15 protein-coding genes and 1 tRNA gene are annotated in these 20,406 nt (G+C 72.6%); 7 read left to right on the top strand and 9 right to left on the bottom strand.

The genetic code is table 11. From position 1 onward, the window contains the following. The first annotated feature begins 148 nt into the window (after window positions 1–148). Both AA75_RS13010 and AA75_RS53685 read left to right on the top strand, forming a co-directional pair. Window positions 149–1,009, top strand: a complete 861-nt coding sequence (locus AA75_RS13010; RefSeq protein ID WP_033820109.1) for a sterol desaturase family protein — start codon at window positions 149–151, stop codon at window positions 1,007–1,009. After that, the gene (locus AA75_RS53685; protein WP_063794344.1) at window positions 1,006–1,731 is read left to right on the top strand and encodes a lysoplasmalogenase; all 726 of its coding nucleotides are present in this window, start codon (window positions 1,006–1,008) and stop codon (window positions 1,729–1,731) included. The genes AA75_RS13010 and AA75_RS53685 overlap by 4 nt, the downstream gene beginning before the upstream one ends. A gap of 51 nt (window positions 1,732–1,782) precedes the next feature. Here the strand turns inward: AA75_RS53685 and AA75_RS13000 are convergent, their stop codons facing one another. From AA75_RS13000 to AA75_RS12980, 5 genes are all read right to left on the bottom strand, one after another. Beyond that, window positions 1,783–2,406 carry a hypothetical protein gene (locus tag AA75_RS13000; protein ID WP_051812237.1) on the bottom strand — a complete coding sequence of 208 codons (624 nt, stop codon included), beginning with the start codon at window positions 2,404–2,406 and terminating at the stop codon, window positions 1,783–1,785. A gap of 186 nt (window positions 2,407–2,592) precedes the next feature. Continuing rightward, complete coding sequence (locus AA75_RS12995) at window positions 2,593–3,396, bottom strand: exodeoxyribonuclease III (RefSeq protein WP_033820108.1); 804 nt, start codon at window positions 3,394–3,396, stop codon at window positions 2,593–2,595. Between the two features lie 106 nt (window positions 3,397–3,502). Then, the gene (ggt, locus tag AA75_RS12990) at window positions 3,503–5,290 is read right to left on the bottom strand and encodes a gamma-glutamyltransferase (protein WP_033820107.1); all 1,788 of its coding nucleotides are present in this window, start codon (window positions 5,288–5,290) and stop codon (window positions 3,503–3,505) included. 180 nt (window positions 5,291–5,470) lie between these two features. After that, a tRNA-Leu gene (locus AA75_RS12985) sits at window positions 5,471–5,557 on the bottom strand. A 72-nt stretch (window positions 5,558–5,629) separates the two neighbouring features. Then, the gene (locus AA75_RS12980) at window positions 5,630–6,742 is read right to left on the bottom strand and encodes an ROK family glucokinase (protein ID WP_033820106.1); all 1,113 of its coding nucleotides are present in this window, start codon (window positions 6,740–6,742) and stop codon (window positions 5,630–5,632) included. A 493-nt stretch (window positions 6,743–7,235) separates the two neighbouring features. Between AA75_RS12980 and AA75_RS12975 the strand changes: the two genes are divergently transcribed. Continuing rightward, complete coding sequence (locus AA75_RS12975) at window positions 7,236–8,357, top strand: esterase family protein (protein ID WP_033820105.1); 1,122 nt, start codon at window positions 7,236–7,238, stop codon at window positions 8,355–8,357. A gap of 76 nt (window positions 8,358–8,433) precedes the next feature. Here AA75_RS12975 and AA75_RS12970 read toward each other — a convergent pair whose 3' ends face one another. From AA75_RS12970 to AA75_RS12955, 4 genes are all read right to left on the bottom strand, one after another. After that, the gene (locus AA75_RS12970; protein ID WP_082526467.1) at window positions 8,434–9,672 is read right to left on the bottom strand and encodes an acyltransferase family protein; all 1,239 of its coding nucleotides are present in this window, start codon (window positions 9,670–9,672) and stop codon (window positions 8,434–8,436) included. A 33-nt stretch (window positions 9,673–9,705) separates the two neighbouring features. Beyond that, window positions 9,706–11,850 (bottom strand): bifunctional polysaccharide deacetylase/glycosyltransferase family 2 protein, encoded by a 2,145-nt coding sequence (locus AA75_RS12965; RefSeq protein ID WP_051812235.1) that lies wholly within the window; start codon window positions 11,848–11,850, stop codon window positions 9,706–9,708. Window positions 11,851–11,876: 26 nt separating this feature from the next. Beyond that, window positions 11,877–12,413 (bottom strand): hypothetical protein, encoded by a 537-nt coding sequence (locus AA75_RS47365; protein ID WP_033820104.1) that lies wholly within the window; start codon window positions 12,411–12,413, stop codon window positions 11,877–11,879. Window positions 12,414–12,783: 370 nt separating this feature from the next. Further along, a complete protein-coding gene (locus tag AA75_RS12955) occupies window positions 12,784–14,376 on the bottom strand; it encodes a PucR family transcriptional regulator (RefSeq protein ID WP_033820103.1) in 1,593 nt (530 codons plus the stop codon). A gap of 458 nt (window positions 14,377–14,834) precedes the next feature. Here AA75_RS12955 and AA75_RS12950 point away from each other — a divergent pair, with 458 nt between their 5' ends. From AA75_RS12950 to AA75_RS12935, 4 genes are all read left to right on the top strand, one after another. Then, complete coding sequence (locus AA75_RS12950) at window positions 14,835–15,722, top strand: xanthine dehydrogenase family protein subunit M (protein ID WP_033820102.1); 888 nt, start codon at window positions 14,835–14,837, stop codon at window positions 15,720–15,722. Then, a complete protein-coding gene (locus AA75_RS12945) occupies window positions 15,719–16,204 on the top strand; it encodes a (2Fe-2S)-binding protein (RefSeq protein WP_033820101.1) in 486 nt (161 codons plus the stop codon). Before AA75_RS12950 ends, AA75_RS12945 begins: the two co-directional genes overlap by 4 nt. Further along, window positions 16,201–18,561 (top strand): xanthine dehydrogenase subunit D, encoded by a 2,361-nt coding sequence (pucD, locus tag AA75_RS12940; RefSeq protein ID WP_051812233.1) that lies wholly within the window; start codon window positions 16,201–16,203, stop codon window positions 18,559–18,561. Before AA75_RS12945 ends, pucD begins: the two co-directional genes overlap by 4 nt. A gap of 324 nt (window positions 18,562–18,885) precedes the next feature. Next, window positions 18,886–20,370 (top strand): NCS2 family permease, encoded by a 1,485-nt coding sequence (locus tag AA75_RS12935; RefSeq protein WP_033820100.1) that lies wholly within the window; start codon window positions 18,886–18,888, stop codon window positions 20,368–20,370. Window positions 20,371–20,406 lie beyond the last annotated feature (36 nt).

Raw genomic sequence — 20,406 nt, 5'->3', positions numbered from 1 at the left:
GCCCCCCGCCCGCCGCAGGCTCGCCCGCCCTCCCGGGGCCCCGCCGCGCCGGGCGCCCCCCGGCCGCGGGACCCCGGCGCCGCCGACCCGCTACGCACGGGTAACAACCTCTTCCCCAGCTCGGGGACGGTCCCCTATCGTCTCGGACATGCCGAACCTGCCCGACGTCGTGCTGTGGTCGATACCGGCCTTCGCCCTGCTCGCCGTCCTGGAGATGGTCTCCTACCGGTTCCATCCGGACGAGGACGAGCTTGGGTACGCGGCCAAGGACACCGGCACCAGCCTCGGCATGGGCCTCGGCAGCCTGCTGTTCGACGCCGGCTGGAAGATCCCGATCGTGGCCGTCCACTCCGCGCTGTACGAGCTGACCCCGCTGCGGGTGCCAGTGCTCTGGTGGACCGTCCCGCTGATGCTGCTGGCGCAGGACTTCTGCTACTACTGGCAGCACCGCGGCCACCACGTGATCCGCATCCTGTGGGCCTCGCACGTGGTGCACCACTCCAGCCGGCACTACAACCTGTCGACGGCGCTGCGCCAGCCCTGGACCGGCGCCACCAGCTGGGTCTTCTACGTCCCGATGATCCTGGCCGGGGTGCACCCGGCCGCGCTGGCGTTCTGCTCCTCGGTCAACCTGGTCTACCAGTTCTGGATCCACACCGAGCGGATCGGCCGGCTGCCCCGGCCGTTCGAGTACGTCCTCAACACGCCCTCGCACCACCGGGTGCACCACGCCTCGCAGGGCGGCTACCTGGACCGCAACTTCGGCGGCATCCTGATCCTCTTCGACCGGCTGTTCGGCAGCTTCACCGCGGAGACCGCGCGGCCGGTGTACGGCCTGACCAAGAACCTGAGCACCTACAATCCCCTGCGGGTGGCTACCCACGAGTACGTTTCGATCGGCCGGGACCTGGCCGCGGCCGGCAGCTGGGGCGACCGGGTCCGCCACCTCATCAAGGGCCCGGGCTGGCAGCCCGGCGCCACCGACCGCCCGGAGGGCACCCCCGCATGAGCATCACCCGACGCCTTCGCACCGCCCGCGGCCTGCTGGCCGGATACGCCGCCACCTCGGCCGTTCACCTCGGGGCGATCGCGACCGGCGCCTCCGTCCTGCGGCACGCCACCAAGCCGGCCCTGATGCCGCTGCTGGCGGCCCAGACGCTGGCGGCCCGCGGCACCAGGACTCCGAAGCTGCTGGCGCCCGCGCTGCTGCTCAGCGCGGGCGGCGACGTGGCGCTCCAACTCGACGACGAGACCGCCTTCCTGGCCGGGATGGGCTCCTTCGCCGCCGCCCACGTCTGCTACGTGACGATGTTCGTCCAGCAGGGCGCCCTCACCGACCGGCGGCGCACCATCCTGGTCTCGGCGGCCTACGCCACCGCCTGGGCCACGCTGATCAGCCGGCTGTGGCCGGGGCTCGGCGAGTTGAGGATCCCGGTGGCGGCGTACAGCCTGCTGCTCGCCTCGACCGCCGTCACCTCGGCCGGGCGCGGCTGGCGGACGGGGCTGGGCGGGGCGCTGTTCCTGCTCTCGGACACCCTGATCGCCACCCGGATCGCGGGCTGGAAGGAGCTGCCCGGCCACGAGCTGCTGATCATGTCGACGTACATCGTGGCGCAGTTCCTGCTGGCCTCAGGCACCCTGGCGGCGCTGGAGGCGGAGGACGCCGACCGGGAGCCGGAGCCCGGCGCGTTCGCCGGACTCGCCGGGGAACGGCTCAGCGCCCCGGCGTGACCACGGGGCGCTGAACGGCGGCCGGCCCGGGCGGCCGGCCTTGTCGCGGCGTCAGGACTGCGGGCCGTCCGCGGGGCGGCGGCGCAGCAGCCAGAAGCCGGCGATCCCGGCCGCGACCAGGACTCCCCCGGCGGCGAGCTGCCGCCCGTCGGTGTCGATCGAACCGCCGAGACCGGTCCCGACCGCACCGTGCGGGGCGGCCGGCCCGTCCGGCCGGACGGCCGGGTGGCTGCCCTCCTGCGCGGTGGCGGGGTGGCTGCTCTCCTGGCCGGCGCCGGTGCCCCAGGTGGCGGAGCCGGTGACGGAGACCGCACCGGTGAAGGTGTCGCCGTTGGGGCACTTGCCGTCGATGCCCCAGGAGTTGCCCTGGAGCGCCTTCTTGACGGTGCCGACCAGGTCCTGCTGGGCGACCAGCTTCGCCGGGCCGCTGTACTTGCCGTCGGGGCCGACGGTGAGGGTGGCCGAGCCCCCGGTGAAGGCCTGGGAGTTCGCGGTCACGGTCTTCACCGAGCTGGTGTCGCAGGTGACGCTGACGGTCACGGTCTGGCCGGGGGCACCCTCGGCCGGACTCACCCAGGCGGGAGCGACGTCCTTGGCATGGGCCGTCGGCCCGGCGAGGACGACCATGGCGGTCGCGCCGAGCAGGGCTGCGGCGGCCGTACACGTGCGGCGCATGCCGTACCTCCAGGGGTTCTCGGGTGCAGCGGCGGACGCCCATCGTCCACGTGGTCGAACAGCTACACCCGGTCACCCGCGACGCTAGGCAGCGCCACGCCGGGCGGCCACCCGGCGTGGGCCGTTCGGGTCCGTCCGGTCACTCCCGGTGACCGTGCGGGGCGGCGCGGCACGGCGGAACGCCGCTCAGACGTCGAGGTCGACCACCACGGGCGCGTGGTCCGAGGTGCCCTTGCCCTTGCGGGCCTCCCGGTCGACAAAGCTGTCGGTGACGGCGTCGGCGAAGGGCTTGTTGGCGAAGGTGAGGTCGATCCGCATGCCGCGGTTCTTCGGGAACGCCAGCTGTCGGTAGTCCCAGTAGGTGTACGGGCGGTCGTACTTCAGCGGGCGCGGCACCACGTCCTGCAGACCGGCGGCGGCCAGGGCGGCGAGCGCGGCCCGCTCCGGCTCGGTGACGTGGGTCTGGCCCTCGAAGGCGGCGACGTCGAAGACGTCCTCGTCGGCCGGGGCGACGTTGTAGTCGCCGAGGACGGCGAACGGGCGGGGACCGGCCGCGTCCGCCAGGACGGTCTCGCGCAGGGCGGCCAGCCAGTCCAGCTTGTACTGGTAGTGCGGGTGGCCCACCTCGCGCCCGTTGGGCACGTAGACCGACCAGACCCGCACCGGGCCGCAGGTGGCGGCGACGGCCCGCGGCTCGACCTCCGGCAGCAGCGCCCCGTCGGCGAGGTACCCGGGCTGCCCGGGCAGGTCGCGCACCACGTCCTCGAGGCCGATCCGGGACAGCACGGCCACGCCGTTCCACCGCCCGGTGCCGTGCGCGGCGCTCTCGTAGCCGAGCTCCTTGACCGCGTCGGCCGGGAAGGCGTCGGTGGAGCACTTGAGCTCCTGCAGGCAGAGCACGTCGGGCCCGGCGCTCTCCAGCCACTCCAGGAGCTTGGGCAGCCGGGCGGTGACGGAGTTGATGTTCCAGGTGGCGATGCGGACTGTCACGGCTGGCGGCCTTCCCGGGTGCTGCGGACGTGCTGCGGACGAGGGTGGGCGCCACGGCGGACGCCCACCCCGAACATACCGTCCGGCACCGACAGTCCCGGCAGGCTCAGCGGCCGGGGTGCACCACGGCGGCCGAGCCGCCGCCCCGCCGGACGGGCTCCGCCGCCGCCCGCCAGCGGCCGTCCGGCAGCCGCTCCACACCGGTGGCGGCGCCGATCTCACCGCCGTCCACGAAGACCTGGCCGAGCGCCTCCAGCCGGGCCCGCTCGGGCAGCGCGAGGAAGGCGGGCTCGGCGCTGGTCGCGGCGGTGTTGCGCTGGCTGGCCCGGGGCGCGGCGATCGCCTGCTCCAGGGTCAGGCCGCGGTCGATCCGGCCGAGCACCACCTGCAGCGCGGTGGTGATGATGGTCGAACCGCCGGGCGAACCGGTGGCGAACAGCGGCCGGCCGTCCTTGAGCACGATGGTCGGCGAGATCGAGGACCGCGGCCGCTTGCCGGGGCCGGGCAGGTTCGGGTCCGGCACCCCCGGGGTGGCCGGTGCGAAGGAGAAGTCGGTCAGCTCGTTGTTGAGCAGGAATCCCCGCCCCGGCACGGTGATCCCGCTGCCGCCGGTCTGTTCGATCGTCAGGGTGTAGGAGACCACGCTGCCCCAGCGGTCGGCGACCGTCAGATGGGTGGTGCTCGGGCCCTCGTAGGTCTCGGTGACCGCCGGACCGCTGCTCGCGCAGGCCGCCGGGTGGTACGGGTCGCCGGGGGCGAGCGGGCTGGTCAGGGCGTGGTCGGGGCTGATCAGGCAGGCCCGGGCGGCGGCGAACGCCGGGGAGAGCAGCTGCGCCGTGGGGACGTCGCTGAAGCGCGGGTCGCCGACCCAGCGGCCGCGGTCCGCGAAGGCGATCCGGCTGGCCTCCAGGAAGCGGTGGTAGTACTGGGTGTCGTCGAGCCTGGAGAGGTCGCTGCGGGCGAGGATGCCGAGCGCCTCGCCGCCGGTGGTGCCGCCGGAGGACGACGGGGCGATGCCGTCGACCTCCAGACCGCGGTAGGGGACCTTGGTCGGCTGCTGGACCAGCGCCCGGTAGGCGGCCAGATCGGCGGTGGTGACCTGGCCGGGGCGGGCGTTGCGCCCGGACGCGGGGTCGACCGGCGGGTGCTGGAGGGTACGGACGATGTCCGCGCCGATCGGACCGCGGTAGAGCGCGTCGACGCCCTCGCGGCCCAGCTCCCGGTAGGTGGCGGCGAGGTCCGGGTTGCGGAACCGCGAACCGACCACCGGGAGCGCGCCGTTCGGCAGGAACAGCTGCCGGGTGGCCGGGAAGTCCTGGAAGCGCGCCTGGTTGAGCGCGGTCTGGTCCTGGAACGTCCGGTCGACCGTGAACCCGCGGTCGGCGATCCGCTCGGCCGGGCGCAGCACCTCGCCGAGCGAGCGGGTGCCCCACAGGTCGAGCGCCTTCTGCCAGGTCGCGGGCGTGCCGGGGACACCCACGGACAGGCCGCTGGTGACCGCGTCGGCGAAGGCCAACGGCTTGCCGTTCTCCAGGAACAGGGTCTCGTCGGAGCGGTGGGAGGCGGTCTCCCGGCCGTCCAGCGTGGAGACCCGGCCGGTACGGGCGTCGTAGAAGACGAAGTAGCCCCCGCCGCCGATGCCGGCCGAGTACGGCTCGGTCACCCCCAGCGCGGCCGCCACCGCGACGGCCGCATCCACCGCGTTGCCGCCGCCCCGCAGCACCTCGATCCCGGCCGCCGTGGCGTCGGCGTCGACGCTGGCGACCGCACCCCCGGACCCGGTCGCCTCGGGACTCTTGGGCGGGGACCCGGCGGCCCGGGCGGGCATCCCTGCCGCACAGACCAGGGCGGCGGCGAGCGCCAGAGCGGGGACGGAGCGGGCCAGGACTCTCATACGGACCTCCTGAGTCGGCGTCAGCTCTCCGTTCTTTCACACGTGTGGTGCACAGGACAACGGCGCATCGAGGCACGGCCCGCCGGTGGACGCCCACCCGTTCGCCGCCGGAAACGACGAAGCGGTGCCTCCCGCAGCGACTTCCGTCACTGTGGGAGGCACCGCTTCGTCGGTACTTCCTGGTGCGCGAGGGGGGAGTTGAACCCCCACGCCCTTTCGGGCACTGGAACCTGAATCCAGCGCGTCTGCCTATTCCGCCACCCGCGCCCGAGTGCTGAGCACAACCCTACCCGATCCCCGGCACCGCTCTGACCACCCGGGATGTCCCGGGCCGGGCTCCTAGTGGAGCGTGGCGCGCTCGGCTCGGCGGCGCTTGACGGTGCGGAACCGGCGGGCCACCTGGCGGGCCAGGTCCGCCGCGCCGACCAGGCCGGCCTCGTTTCCCAGTGCCGCGGGCACGATCCCGGCCTCGGGCCGGAAGCCGCGGCCGGTGAGGGTCCGGCGGAAGGCGTCCTGGGCCGGGCCGAGCAGCAGGTCGCCGGCCTCGGAGACGCCGCCACCCACCACGAAGCGGCCCGGGTCGAGGGCGGCGGCCAGGTTGGCGATGCCGACGCCGAGCCAGCGGCCGACCTCGTACAGCAGCTCGACCGCGACCGGGTCGCCGTCCCGGGCCGCCTCGGTGACCAGCGGTCCGGTGATCCCGCCCACCACGCCGCCGGCCCTGGCCAGCAGCGGTTCGACCACCGGGGACTCCTCCTCCACCAGGCCGCGGGCCTCGCGCACCAGCGCGTTGCCGGAGGAGTACTGCTCCCAGCAGCCGCGGTTGCCGCACGGGCAGCGGTGCCCGCCCGGCACCACCTGCATGTGCCCGAACTCGCCGGCCAGCCCGTACTTGCCCCGGTCGACGTAGCCGTCGCGGACCACCGCGCCGCCGATGCCGGTGCCCAGGGTGATCATCACCATGTGGTCCTCGCCGCGTCCGGCCCCGAACCGCCACTCCGCCCAGGCGGCGGCGTTGGCGTCGTTCTCCACCACCACCGGGAACCGCAGCCGCTCGCTGAGCGCGTCCCGCAGCGGCTCGCCGCGCCAGTTCAGGTGGGGGGCGAACAGCACCCGGGAGCGGTCCGCGTCCACCCAGCCGGCCGCGCCGATGCCCACCGCGTGCACGTCGTGCTTGTCGGCCAGCTCCAGCACCAGCTCGACGATGACGTCCTCGACCACCCGGGCGCTCTTGTTCTTGTCGGGCGTCTCGGTCCGGATCCGGTCCAGCACCCGGCCCTCGCCGTCGACCACGCCGGCCACCACCTTGGTACCGCCGATGTCGACACCGATGGTCGGCAGCCGGAGCACTCCGGCGGGCAGGGTGCGCCGGCGGCGGTCGGCGCCGCGCGGGCCGAGGCCGAACAGGGTGGGCAGGACCGGCGGCCGTGCGGCGTCGTTCGGGGTGCTCACTGGGGTGGACGCTCCTTCGGGTCGGATCGGGAAGGGGTACGGGACGGGGTACGGGACGGGGTACGGGAAGGGGAGGGACGGGCTGCCTGCCATCCTCCCCCTTGTCACCGCCGCGCAGGGGTCAGGGACGGGACGGGGCCGGTGTGGATTTCCGGGCCGTCCGGCACCGGTCGCGGTCCGGGGGTCCCGCTCCTGAGTGATCCCTGTACGGCCGGCCGGGTGACCGGTCTGACGATCCGGCAGGTTCCGCGCCGGGGCTGCGGCCGATCGGCCCGGGCGTACGAGATGATCTGTGCACCCGGAAGAATCGTCCGGTCGGGTGGCAGACTTGGGGGGTTGCCCACCGGAGCCTCACAGAAATGTGATCTTCGTCTCAGGTTCCACTCAGATTCACCGGCAACTGACCACCCGTCCCACCCCGTCTGATCCTTTGGAGCACGTCCTGGGCGCCCCGAGCCCCGGGCGACCGCAACCCGGATACGAGAAATCCTTCATGCAACTGACTGGCACACCCTTCCTCGTCGTCACGATCATCCTCGTGCCGATCTCCATCGCAGCCGCACTGCTGCTCTGGGGGCGGGTGCGTGGGCCCCGGCCCGTGAAGCTGCTGAGCAGAACGGCCATGATCCTGTTCTGCCAGCTGACGGCGGTGACGACGGTCTTCGTCATGGTCAACAACGCCAACCTGATCTACGGCAGCTGGGACGACCTGCTCGGTACCGGCGACCACGTCCGGGCGGTGCCGAAGGTCCCGGCCGACACCGGCAGCGGCAGCGGCTCGGACAGCAAGACCCGGGCCAAGGTGATCCAGTCGTTCACCGGCGTCGGCGACCCGAAGGTGCCCGGCGACGTCCAGAACACCGAGCTGAAGGGCGAGGTGTCCGGTGTGGACGGCGAGGTGCTGGTCTGGCTGCCGCCGCAGTACAACGACCCGGCGTACAAGGACAAGAACTTCCCGGTGGTCGAGCTGCTGCCGGGCTGGCCGGGCTCGTCCAAGACCTGGTTCGGCACGCTGAAGGTGTCCGACCAGCTCAAGCCGATGATGGAGAAGGGCGAGGTGGCGCCGTTCATCCTGGTGTCGCCCCGGACCAACCTGCTGGGCGACGACGTGGACACCGGCTGCGCCGACGTCCCCGGCAAGGTCAACGCGGACACCTGGCTGTCGCGTGACGTGCCGCAGATGGTGCTGGACAACTTCCGGGCCGACCCGTCGCCCGAGCGCTGGGCGGTGGCCGGCTACTCGGCCGGCGGCCACTGCGCCGGCAAGCTCGCGCTGGAGCACCCCAACCGGTACCGGGCCGGGGTCAGCCTCTCCGGCTACAGCGACCCGGGCCAGGAGCCGCACTCGCTGACCGCGAAGGACCCGGTGCTCAAGGAGAAGTCCAACCTCCTGAACATCCTCAAGAACTCCCAGACCCCGCCCAAGGTCGCCCTGTTCGTCAGCGGCAACAAGGGTGACGGGTTCGAGGCCGCGGCCGCCCTCAAGGCGGCCGCCAAGGCCCCGACCACCGTCACCACGGTGGAGACCACCGGCCCGCACGCCAGCGATGTGTGGCGCCCGATGGTCCCCGACGTGTTCAAGTGGCTGACCGGCGTGATCCCGGTCCAGCACTGAGCCTCCCGGCCGTCCACGGCCGACGCGAAGGGCCCCCGGCAGTGCGCCGGGGGCCCTTCGCGTCGGTCCGGCCGGCTCAGCGGCGGCGGGCCGAGCGCGGCGCGCGCGGGTAGGGGAACAGCCGCGGGCTGCGCTTGGCGGCCACGTCCTCGATCCAGCCGAAGGCCACGATGCACAGGCCGATCAGCGGCCAGGCCAGCAGCATCGGCACCCAGTCGCTGTCCAGCAGCCAGGGCACGTTCTCGGCCAGCACCGGCACGTACCAGGTCAGGCCGAACAGGCTGATCGCGGCCGTGATGGCCAGGTTGTGCCAGAGGTAGACGGTGACCGCCCGGGAGTTCAGCAGGCTGATCCAGCCCGCCCAGCGCTTGAGCCGCGGCGGCCACTCGTCCCAGGACGGGCTGGCCGCCAGCAGCAGCAGGACGAAGCCGAACGACCAGACCGCCTGGCCGAGGCTGCTGTCCTCCAGGTTCTGCGGGCCGCCCTCGTCGTTGGTGCCGTTCAGGGTCCACCAGAGCGAGACCGCCATCACGAACGGCACGATCGACGGCAGCACGTACCGCGGGAAGCGGCTGAGCAGCCCCTCCTGGTACGCCATGCCCAGCATCCAGCAGGAGCCGTAGGTGGCGAAGCCGTCGACCACGCTGTAGATCTCCGGGCGGAAGTCGACGTAGCCGAGCTGCATGACCACGCAGAACAGCATGGGGGCCGGCAGCACCAGCCACGGGATCCGCCGCAGCAGCGCCAGCATCAGCGGGGACAGCAGCACGAACCACAGGTAGGCCCGCAGGTACCAGAGCGGACCGGCCGCGTGCTCGCCCCACGCATGGTCCAGCAGGCCGTGGACGCCGGGCAGCGGGTCGCCGTACGGCGGGTCCATCAGCGGCAGGACCCACAGCGCCAGCCGGCCCCAGAAGCCCGCCACGCTGTGCCCGGAGCCGTGCGCGGACCAGCCCTGCAGCAGCATGCCGGGCACCGCGATCAGGCCGAGCAGCCACAGCGGCGGCAGCAGGCGGCGCAGCCGGCCGCGGATCACCGACCAGGTCGGCCGGGACAGCGAGCGGGCCATCAGCGACCCGGCCAGCGCGAACATCACGCCCATCGACGGGAAGACGATCGGCAGCCAGGTCCAGGCGAACATGTGCAGGAACACCACCCGGACCAGGGCGAGCGCCCGCAGGAAGTCCAGGTAGCGGTCACGGCCCGGCTTGGCCCGGGCGGCGGGCGTCGCGGTCACCGGCCCGGTGGCGGGAACCGCCGCCGGGGGCCGGACGGCGCCGGGCGGCAGGTACCCGGGGTGGGCGGGCGCGGTCATGCGGGACCTTTCGGGTGGTTGGGGTGGGGCCGGTCAGACCGCGACCGGGACGTCGACCTCGCCGGTGCGCTTGAGCTTCTGCCAGCGCAGCCGGCCGCCGGTCAGCGCGGTGATCCAGGACTGGAGCAGCACCAGGTACATCAGCTGGCGGTAGACCAGCTGCTGGAGCGGCAGCGAGATCAGGTGCCAGGGTTTCTCCTTGTCCAGCCAGAACGCGTACCCGGCGCAGACCAGCTGGACGACCAGCACGGTCAGCCAGGCGGTGAAGGTCTTGGGCGCGTCCACGAAGAGCACCCCGTAGACCAGGAAGACGTCGAAGAGCGGGGCGAGCAGCGGGGCCAGCACCATGAACAGCGCCACCAGCGGCAGGCCGACCCGGCCGAAGCGGCCCGCCGGTCCCGAGGCGAGGACCGCGCCGCGGTGCTTCCACATCGCCTGCATGGTGCCGTAGCACCAGCGGTACCGCTGCGACCAGAGCTGGCCGATGCTGCCGGGCGCCTCGGTCCAGGCGCGGGCGTTCTCGGTGTAGACCACCTTCCAGCCGTTGACGTGCAGCGCCATGGTGAGGTCGGTGTCCTCGGCGAGGGTGTCCTCGCTCATGCCGCCGGCCTGCTCCAGGGCGACCCGGCGGTAGGCGCCGACGGCACCCGGGACGGTGGGCATGCAGCCCAGCTCGTCGTACATCCGGCGGTCGAGGTTGAAGCCCATCACGTACTCGATGTGCTGCCAGGCGCCGATCAGGCTGTCGCGGTTGCCGACCTTGGCGTTGCCCGCGGTGGCGCCCACCCGGGGGTCGGCGAAGGGCTGGACCAGCTCGCGGACGGTGGAGGGCTCGAAGACGGTGTCGCCGTCCATCATCACGATCAGGTCGTGGGTGGCGTGCGCGATGCCGGTGTTGAGGGCGGTGGCCTTGCCGGAGTTCGGCTGGCTGATCACCCGGACGCCGGGCAGGGCCAGCCCCTCGACGATCGCGACCGTGTCGTCGGTCGAGCCGTCGTCGATCACGATCACCTCGATCGGGTGCTCGCTGTCGGTGAGCGAGTGCAGGGTGTTGGCGATGCACTCCTGCTCGTTGTAGGCCGGCACCAGGACGGTTACCTTCTCGGTGACCGGCGGCCCCCAGCTGAAGGTCCGGCGGCGGGTGCGCCGGGCGTGCTTGACGGAGAGGAACAGCATCAGCGCGAACCGGCCGAACACCAGCGTGCCGACCACCGCCAGCAGCACGATCAGGGCCGGCATGACGAACACGGCGGCGTGCGCGAGGCCGAGGAAGAGCTTGCCCTCCCACAGCTGGAAGCCGTCGACCTTGGACATCGAGGTGCCGGCGCCGACCGACTCGCTGACGGTGGTGAAGCGGTAGCCCTCGGACTGCAGCCGGGGCATCACGATCTTCAGCGCGGCGACGGTCTGCGCGCGGTCGCCACCGGCGTCGTGCATCAGCACGATGTGGCCGCTGCCGGGCTGCTTGGGGGTGGCGGCCGCGACGATGGCGTCCACGCCAGGGCGCTTCCAGTCGTCGGTGTCCTCGTCGATGAACGCGGTGACGTAGCCGCGGTCGGCGAGCTTCTTGACCACCGGCCAGGTCAGGTCGTCCAGCGCGGAGGCGTCGGAGGAGTACGGCGGGCGGAACAGCGCGCTGTGCACCCCGGCGACCCCGGCCAGGGCCAGCTGGGTCTGGGCCATCTCCCAGGTGATCCGGCGGTCCGACTGGAGGGTGAGGTCGGGATGGGTGAAGGTGTGCAGGCCGATCTCGTGGCCGTCGGCGAGGATCCGCCGGATCAGGTCGGGGTGGCGGGTGACCATCGAGCCGGTCACGAAGAAGGTGGCCTTGGCGTGGTACTGGGCGAGCACGTCGAGGATCTGCGGGGTCCACACCTCGTCCGGGCCGTCGTCGAAGGTGAGGGCCATGGTGTGGTCCTCGGCCCGGTAGCTCTTGGGGTCCCCGGGCCCGCGGGCGTCGATCACCGGGCCGCCGGTCAGCAGGGCCGGCGGGACGGTGTCCTTGTCGACCGAGACGTTGATCCGGGCGTCGTGGAAGACCTCGTTGGTGACCAGGCCGCGCAGCAGCAGGGTGGCCAGCAGGGTCAGCAGCAGCACCGTCGGCAGGGTGAAGCGCAGGGGTGGTACGGCACGGCGGCGCGGGCGGCTGGCCGCTCGCCTGCCTCGGGATCGCGACATGGCTCGGGTGTCCTTGGAACTGGTGCTCAGCGAGGCTTGGCTGCGGAGGTGGCCGCGTGCGGGCTGGCGGCGCGGGCGCCCGGGGCGGGCGTGGTCTGGCCGGGCTTGGCCGAGGTGGTCGTGGTGTCGGCGGCCCCGGCGCCGGAGGGAGTGGCCTTGGGCGTACCGGTCGGCTTGGCGGTGCCGGTGGCGGCGGCGCCCGTGCCGGTGGCGGACGGTCTGCCGGTCGGCTTGCCGGTGGCGCTCGGCCGGCCGGTGGCGCCGGCCGCGGCCGGGGACGGCGACGGCGAGGCGGTGCCGGACTCGCCCAGCACCGCCGAGTTGGCCGTGGGCGAGGGCACCGGCATGGCGGGGGCCTGCGCGTTGGAGCCGGCGACGGTGGTCAGCGCGGTGGCCGCGAACCCGGCGCAGGCCACCCCGGCGATCCAGCCGAACCCGCGCAGCGCACGGCCGCGCCGGCCGCTCTGGTCCACGAAGACGGCCTTGGCGGCGGCCTCGGGATGGATCACGACGCGTTCGACGATGGGGGCCGGCGGCTGCTCCTGGACCACGGGCCTGGTCACCCAGGGTGACCGGAGCTGGAGGGTCTCCTCATGCCGTGGCATCGTCTGGAACCAGTCGGACGAGGTACGAGAGCTCGGGTCGGTCACAGTACGCAGTCAACTTTCGCAGCCGCGCGCCGGGCCGAATACGTCGACCGCGAGCGGAGAGGGACGGGTGCGCACGGAGGCCCCCGCACCCCGGGCGGCATCGCGGGGCGAACCGCCGGGATCGAACGGCCCTTCTCCGCACTGCGGTCGAAAGCTACCCCAGAAACCTGATAGAACCCTGATAGGAAAGTAGGCGAATTGACCCTATTTGCGCAGATCTGGGGCTGATCGTCATGAAGTCGTGACCGGATTCCCGGAACTCTTTACCCGCTCCTGTCAAGTGCTACGCGAGCTCCAGTGCGAGGTAGAAATCCACCCGGTCCTCCAGCCGGGAGAGGTCACGCCCCGTCAACTCCTCGATCCGGCCGATCCGGTAACGGAGGGTGTTGACATGCACATGCAGCTGGGCCGCGCAGCGCGTCCAGGACCCGTCCGAGCGCAGGAACGCCTCCAGCGTCCTGACCAGATCCGCCTGGTGCTCGATGTCGTACCCGATGACCCGGTCCAGCAGCCGGCTGCGGAACGCCCGGCGCACCTCGTCCGGGACGGCCGCCAGCAGCAGCACGTGCGAGGCCAGCTCCTCGGGGCCGGCCACGCAGACCCGGCCGACCCGGGCGGCCGCGATCCGGCGGGCGTGCCGGGCCTCCTCCAGGGCGCCGCGCAGACCGCCGGCCTCGGCGGCCGGGGCGCAGACACCGACGGTGATCCGGCCCTCGGAGCCGAGCCCGGCCTCCAGCGGGGCCAGCAGTTCGCGCAGCGCCTCGGCGGGCACCGGAGCCTCCAGGGCCGGCAGCACGGCGACCGCGGAGCTGCCGGAGCCGGCCACCAGGGCCCGGTCGGAGGCGTCGGCCAGCGCCTCCTCCATGATCGTCCGCAGGACGCCGTCCGGCAGCCCGGTGCTCTCGGCGCTGAGCACCAGCCAGGTGCCCTCGCCCGCCACCGGCATCGGGGCGGCGCCCTCGTAGCGGACCGCCATCGCGGACGAGGCGTGCAGCGCGCGGCTGATCTCGGCCGGGTCGGCGTCCCGCTGGAGCAGCGTCAGCACCTCGTCGGCGAGCCGGCGGCGCAGCCGGCGGCCCTCGTCCCGGCGGATCCGCTCGGCGGCCACCAGCCGGGACAGGTTCTCGGCCAGCTGCTGGCGCTTGCCGGTCCACTCGGTGACGTCACCGGCGACCGCCAGCACCCAGTCGGCCAGCGGGCTCGGCTCGGCCGGGTCGGCGGCGGCCGGCAGCAGCGAGTACGAGCCGGAGACCAGCCGGGCCCGGTGCGGCGGGCGGCGGCGCTGGCGCTGGGCGGCCAGATGGGTACGGGCCAGCTGGTCGCGGTCCTCGGCGGAGAGCCGGTCGGCGGGCCCGGCGATCACCCGGCCGGTCGGGGTGAGCACCCAGCAGTCCAGGTCGAGGTCGCCGCCGAGCAGGTCCAGCACGGCGTCCAGGCCGCCGCCGCCGGCTGCCGAGACCAGCATCCGGTGGCGGTCCACCAGGGCGGCGAGGTCCGCGGCCCGGTCGGCCGACACCTGGCGGCCGACGAACTCGGTGACCGCCCCGAACGCGGTCTGGTCGGGCACCGCCAGCAGCGGCATCCGGTGCCGCCGGCAGGCGTCGATCAGGTCCTCGGGCACCGGGCCGACCTCCGCCTCGCCCGCCGCCAGGGCGACCGCCCCGCCGGCCGCGATGGTGCGCACGAAACGCTCGGAGTCCTCCGGCGCGGTGCGCCAGAGCATGCCGGTCAGGACCAGCTCCCCACCGTGCAGGTAGCGGCCCGGGTCGTGCAGGTCGGTGGTCATGACACCGCTGACCTGCCGGTCGAGCTCGTCCTCGGCCGCGAGCAGCCGCAGCCCCAACGCACTGGGGGCGAGCAGGTCACGGACGCGCATCCGCAGACTCCTTCGTCTGGAGGGTGGGGGTCGGGCGGGTGTGGGGGTCACAGTGTGCCCCAGCGGACGGCCTCGGCGTTACGTCCGACCGGCGCCACGGGTCACGGGGTCGTAGCGCGGCAATCACGGCCGGATTACGGTCGTAGTGAGCGGCCGGTGACCGCTTGGACTGGGCGATTGCCCACGTTAGAGGAACGTACAGGATGCCGGGCGGCACCACCGCCGGGGCTTCATGCCATCGGTGACTGCCTCCGGGTGGGCCGTCGGCGGTTCACTGGCCACACGCCGCCGGACACACCCCGGTGACCAGGACTCAACGCCTCGGCAACGGAGCGGTAGCAGAGTCCGAAATCCGAGGGTAAGAACTCCATGCGGCCCGCCCCCGAACGGGCGACCGGATGGGTTCCGGGCACTGTGCCCAACCGTTCCGGCAGGCGACGACTTGAGGAGACACCCGCATGGAGTTCCTTCGGCCCGCTACGTGGGACGAGGCGCTCGCGGCGAAGGCTGAGTACCCGACCGCGCTGCCGATCTCGGGTGGCACGGACGTCATGGTCGAGATGAATTTCGACGTGCACCGGCCATCCGCGATTCTCGACCTCAACCGCATCACCGAGCTCACCGAGTGGTCGAACGACGGTGGTGTGGTGAGACTCGGTGCCGCCGTGCCGTACACCCGGATCATCAACGAGCTGTCCGGCCCGCTCCCCGGCCTCGCGCTCGCCTCCCACACCGTCGGATCCCCCCAGATCCGTAACCGCGGCGGTGTCGGCGGCAACCTCGGCGGGGCCTCGCCGGCCGGCGACGCGCACCCCGCGCTGCTGGCGGCCGGCCGGGACGTGTTCGTCGAGGCCTGCTCGGTCCGCGGCACCCGGATGATCGCGATCGACGACTTCTACGTCGGCGTGAAGCGCAACTCGCTGGAGCAGGACGAGCTGATCCGCGCCGTGCACATCCCGGTCGCGGACGGCCCCCAGCAGTTCTCGAAGATCGGCACCCGCAACGCGATGGTCATCGCGGTCTGTGCGTTCGGCTTCGCGCTGCACCCCAAGAACGGCACCGTCGGCACCGGGATCGGCTCGGCCGCGCCGACGCCGCGCCGGGCCGTGGAGGCCGAGGAGTACCTCCAGGGCGTGCTCGCCGAACGCGGCCTGTGGGAGTCCGGCGACCTGCTGGGCACCGAGGTGATCCAGCGGTTCGGCGAGCTGGTGAAGGCCGCCGCCTCGCCGATCGACGACGTCCGCGGCACCGCCGACTACCGTCGGCACTCGCTGGCCGTGATGGCCCGCCGCACGCTCACCTGGACGTGGAACGACTACAGCAAGCAGATCAGGAGCGCGGCATGAGGGTGACGTTCACCGCCAACGGCAAGCCGGTCGAGGCCGACGACGTGTGGGAGGGCGAGAGCCTGCTGTACGTGCTGCGCGAGCGGGTCGGCCTGCCGGGCTCCAAGAACGCCTGCGAGCAGGGCGAGTGCGGTTCCTGCACGGTCTACCTGGACGGCACCCCGGTCTGCTCCTGTCTGGTCGCGGCCGGCCAGGTGCAGGACCGCGAGGTCCGCACCGTCGAGGGCCTGGCCGAGGACGACGGCGAGCTGGGCCTGGTCCAGCAGGCGTTCATCGACGCCGGCGCCGTCCAGTGCGGCTTCTGCACCCCCGGGCTGCTGGTGCAGACCGACGCGCTGCTCGCCAACGACGCCCAGCCCAGCGACAACGACATCCGCGAGGCTCTGTCGGGCAACCTGTGCCGCTGCACCGGGTACGAGAAGATCATGGACGCGGTGCGGCTCGCCTCCGCCCGCACCTGCGCTAAGGCGGTCTCGGAATGAGCACCCGTACCATCCAGGGTCAGAAGAACCTGCAGGACATCCGGCAGGCCAGCAAGGACGGCATCGGCGGCTCGCCGCTGCGGCCCGACGGCAACCTCAAGGTCAAGGGCGAGTTCGCGTACTCCTCCGACATGTGGCACGAGGACATGCTCTGGGGCATGGCGCTGCGCTCGCCGCACCCGCGCGCCAACATCCTGAGCGTCGACATCTCCGAGGCGCTCAAGCTGCCGGGCGTCTACGCGGTGCTCACCCACGAGGACATCCCCGGCTCGAAGTTCTACGGCCTGGAGATCCAGGACCAGCCCGCGCTCGCCATCGACAAGGTGCGCTACCACGGTGAGGCCATCGCGCTGGTCGCGGCCGACCACCCGGAGACGGCCCGCCGCGCGGTGAAGAAGATCAAGGTCGAGTACGAGGTGCTCACCCCGATCGTCACCGAGGAGCAGTGCCTGGCCCCCGAGGTGCACGGCTACGTCCACGAGCCGCACGAGTTCAAGTCGCACGGCTACGGCAACATCTGCCACGAGCAGAAGCTGGTCTCCGGCCTCGGCGTGACCGACGAGGTCCGGGCGCTGGCCGACGTGATCGTCAGCGGCACCTACGAGGTCGGCATGCAGGACCAGGCCTTCCTCGGCCCCGAGTCCGGCCTCGCGGTGCCCGCCGAGGACGGCGGCATCGACCTTTACATCGCCACCCAGTGGCTGCACGTGGACCGCCAGCAGATGGCCCCCGTGCTGGGCCTGCCGGAGGAGAAGGTCCGGCTCACCCTGGCGGGTGTCGGCGGCGCCTTCGGCGGCCGCGAGGACCTCTCGATGCAGATCCACGCCTCGCTGCTGGCCCAGCGCACCGGCAAGCCGGTCAAGATCGTCTACGCCCGGGACGAGTCCTTCTTCGGCCACGTGCACCGCCACCCGGCCCGGATGTTCTACGAGCACGGCGCCACCCGCGACGGCAAGCTGGTCTTCGCCGACTGCCGGATCGTGCTGGACGGCGGCGCCTACGCCTCCGCCTCGCCCGCCGTGGTCGGCAACGCGGCCTCGCTCGGCCACGGCCCGTACGTGATCCCGAACGTCAAGATGCACGCCATCGCGCTCTACAGCAACAACCCGAGCTGCGGCGCGATGCGCGGCTTCGGCGCGGTGCAGGCGGCCTTCGGCTACGAGAGCCAGATGGACAAGCTCGCCGCCGAACTCGGCATGGACCCGGTCGAGCTGCGCCAGCTCAACGCGATGTCCGAGGGCGACCTGATGCCCACCGGCCAGCAGATCGACTCGCCGGCCCCGGTCGCCGAGCTGCTCCAGCGGGTCAAGGACATGCCGCTGCCGCCGCCGCTGGACCTCGACGACCTCGACGTCCGAGCCCTGCCCGGGGCGCTGTCCAACACCTCGCACGGCGAGGGCATCGTCCGCGGTGTCGGCTACTCGGTCGGCATCAAGAACGTCGGCTTCTCCGAGGGCTTCGACGACTACTCCACCGCCCGGGTCCGGCTGGAGGTGATCGGCGGCGAGCCGGTCGCGATGGTGCACACCGCGATGGCCGAGGTCGGCCAGGGCGGCGTCACCGTGCACGCCCAGATCGCCCGCACCGAGCTCGGCGTCGAGCAGGTCACCATCCACCCGGCCAACACCGAGGTCGGCTCGGCCGGCTCCACCTCGGCCTCCCGGCAGACGTACATGACCGGCGGCGCGGTGAAGCTCGCCGCCGAGGCGGTCAAGTACGCGCTGATCGACAAGGGCCGCCGGCGCTACGGCTGGACCCACCAGGACATCACGCTGGCCGGCGGCAAGGTGGTCTCCGAGTCCGCCGGGGTGCTGGTGCCGATGGTCGACCTGCTGGGCGACGAGGCGATCGACCTCACCCGCGAGCACCACCACCGGCCGACCGTGCCGTTCGACAAGGAGACCGGGCAGGGCTTCGGCCACGTCCAGTACACCTTCTGCGCCAACCGCGCGGTGGTCGACGTGGACGTGGAGCTCGGCCTGGTCAAGGTGGTCGAGCTGACCGCCGCCCAGGACGTCGGCAAGGCGCTCAACCCGCTGTCGGTGGTCGGCCAGATCCAGGGCGGCTGCACCCAGGCGCTCGGCCTGGCCGTGATGGAGGAGATCATCGTCAAGGACGGGAAGGTGCGCAACGCGTCCTTCACCGACTACCTGATCCCCACCATCCTGGACACCCCGCCGATCCCGGTGGACATCCTGGAGCTCCCCGACCCCAACGCCCCCTACGGGCTGCGCGGCGTCGGCGAGGCCCCCACCGTCTCCGCGACGCCCTCCATCGTCGCCGCGATCCGCCAGGCGACGGGCATCGCCCTGAACCGGATCCCGGTCCGGCCCGAGCACCTCACCGGAACGCTCTAGAGCCTGACCGGCGGATCTTGTCGCGCGCCCGGCAGGATCCGCCGGACAGGCCCTGGCCCCCAGACGTCCCCGGGGCGGTGACCGTCTTCCCCGCCGCCCCGGGGCAGCTCCACAAGAGCGCACGCCACCCGTACGCGACCAACGTGCACCATCCCGCTGCCTCCCACGCCGGGGCTCTGCAGCGGTGCGAAGCCCCACCCGAGCGCCGCACGCACCACAGCACGTGCACATCGTGAGTCGAACAGTCCCCCTGCGCCCTGCTCCTATGCCTGGCACACAGGTCGGCTCGCCCACCCCAACCCCCTTTGAACCTTGGGAGTGGACATGACCCGGATCCCGACGGAGCCCGGCACCACTGAAGAAGCACCCGCCGCTGACGAGTCCCTCACCTCGCCACCGGCAGCAGCCCCGCCGAGACACGTCCTGGACGCCTACTTCAAGATCTCCGCACGGGGCTCCAGCCTCGGCAACGAGCTCCGCGGCGGCCTGACCACGTTCATGGCGATGGCGTACATCGTCCTGCTCAACCCGATCATCCTGAGCGGCGCCGACGTCAACGGCCTCAAGCTGGACCACGCGCAGCTGACCACCGCGACCGCGCTGGCGGCGGCGGTCACCACGATCCTGATGGGCGTGGTGGGCAACGTCCCGCTGGCGGTGGCCGCCGGCCTCTCGGTCTCCGGCGCGATATCGGCGCTGGTGGTCCCGCACACCACCTGGCCGCAGGCGATGGGCCTGTGCGTGATCTACGGCCTGCTGATCGTCCTGCTGGTGGTCTCCGGCCTGCGCGAGAAGATCATGAACGGCATCCCGCTGCCGCTCAAGCACGCCATCACCATCGGCATCGGCCTGTTCGTCGCACTGATCGGCCTGGTCAAGGCCGGCTTCGTGCACACCGGCGGCCCGACCCCGGTCTCGCTCGGCCCGTTCGGCGAGCTGGCCGGCTGGCCCGTCCTGGTCTTCTGCCTGACGCTGCTGACGATCTTCGTCCTGCTGGCCCGCAACGTCCGCGGCGCGATCCTGATCGGCATCGCCGGCGGCACCGTGGTGGCGTTCGTCGTCAACGCGGTCGCCGACCTGCCCGCCAAGACCTGGAGCAGCTCCGCGCCGGTGTGGCCGGGCAGCCCGGTCTCCGCGCCCGACTTCGGGCTGTTCGGCAACGTGGACCTGTTCGGCGCCTTCGGCAGCCACGGACTCGGCGCGATCAGCGCCACGGTCGCGGTCTTCACGCTGGTGCTGGCCGGCTTCTTCGACGCGATGGCGACCATCATCGGCGTCGGCACCGAGGCCGGGCTCGCCGACAAGCAGGGCCGGATGCCGGGCCTGTCCAAGGCGCTGTTCATCGACGGCGCCGGCGGCGCGATCGGCGGGGTCGCCGGTGCCTCCGGCCAGACCGTTTTCGTCGAGTCGGCCACCGGGGTCGGCGACGGCGCCCGGACCGGCCTCGCCTCCACCGTCACCGGCGCGCTGTTCGCGGCGATGCTGTTCTTCTCGCCGCTCGCCGCGATCGTCCCGGTCGAGGTCGCCTCCGCCGCCCTCGTGGTCATCGGCTCGATGATGATGAGCCAGGCCCGCCACATCGACTGGTCCGACCGTGAGATCGCCATCCCGGCCTTCCTGACCTGCGTCCTGATGCCGTTCACCTACAGCATCACCGCCGGTGTCGCCGCGGGTGTCATCTCCTACACGGTGATCAAGGCCGGTACCGGCAAGTGGCGCGAGCCCGGCCCGCTGATGTGGATCCTCAGCGTGGTCTTCGTGGTCTACTTCGCGCTCGTCCCGATCAAGGACTGGCTGGGCGTGCACTAGCACCCGCCCACCCCGCCCCGCCGCGGTACGGGGGCT

Source organism: Kitasatospora sp. MBT63, assembly GCF_000710465.2.
Classification (GTDB): Bacteria; Actinomycetota; Actinomycetes; order Streptomycetales; family Streptomycetaceae; genus Kitasatospora.
This window is presented reverse-complemented; position numbering and strand designations above follow the sequence as displayed.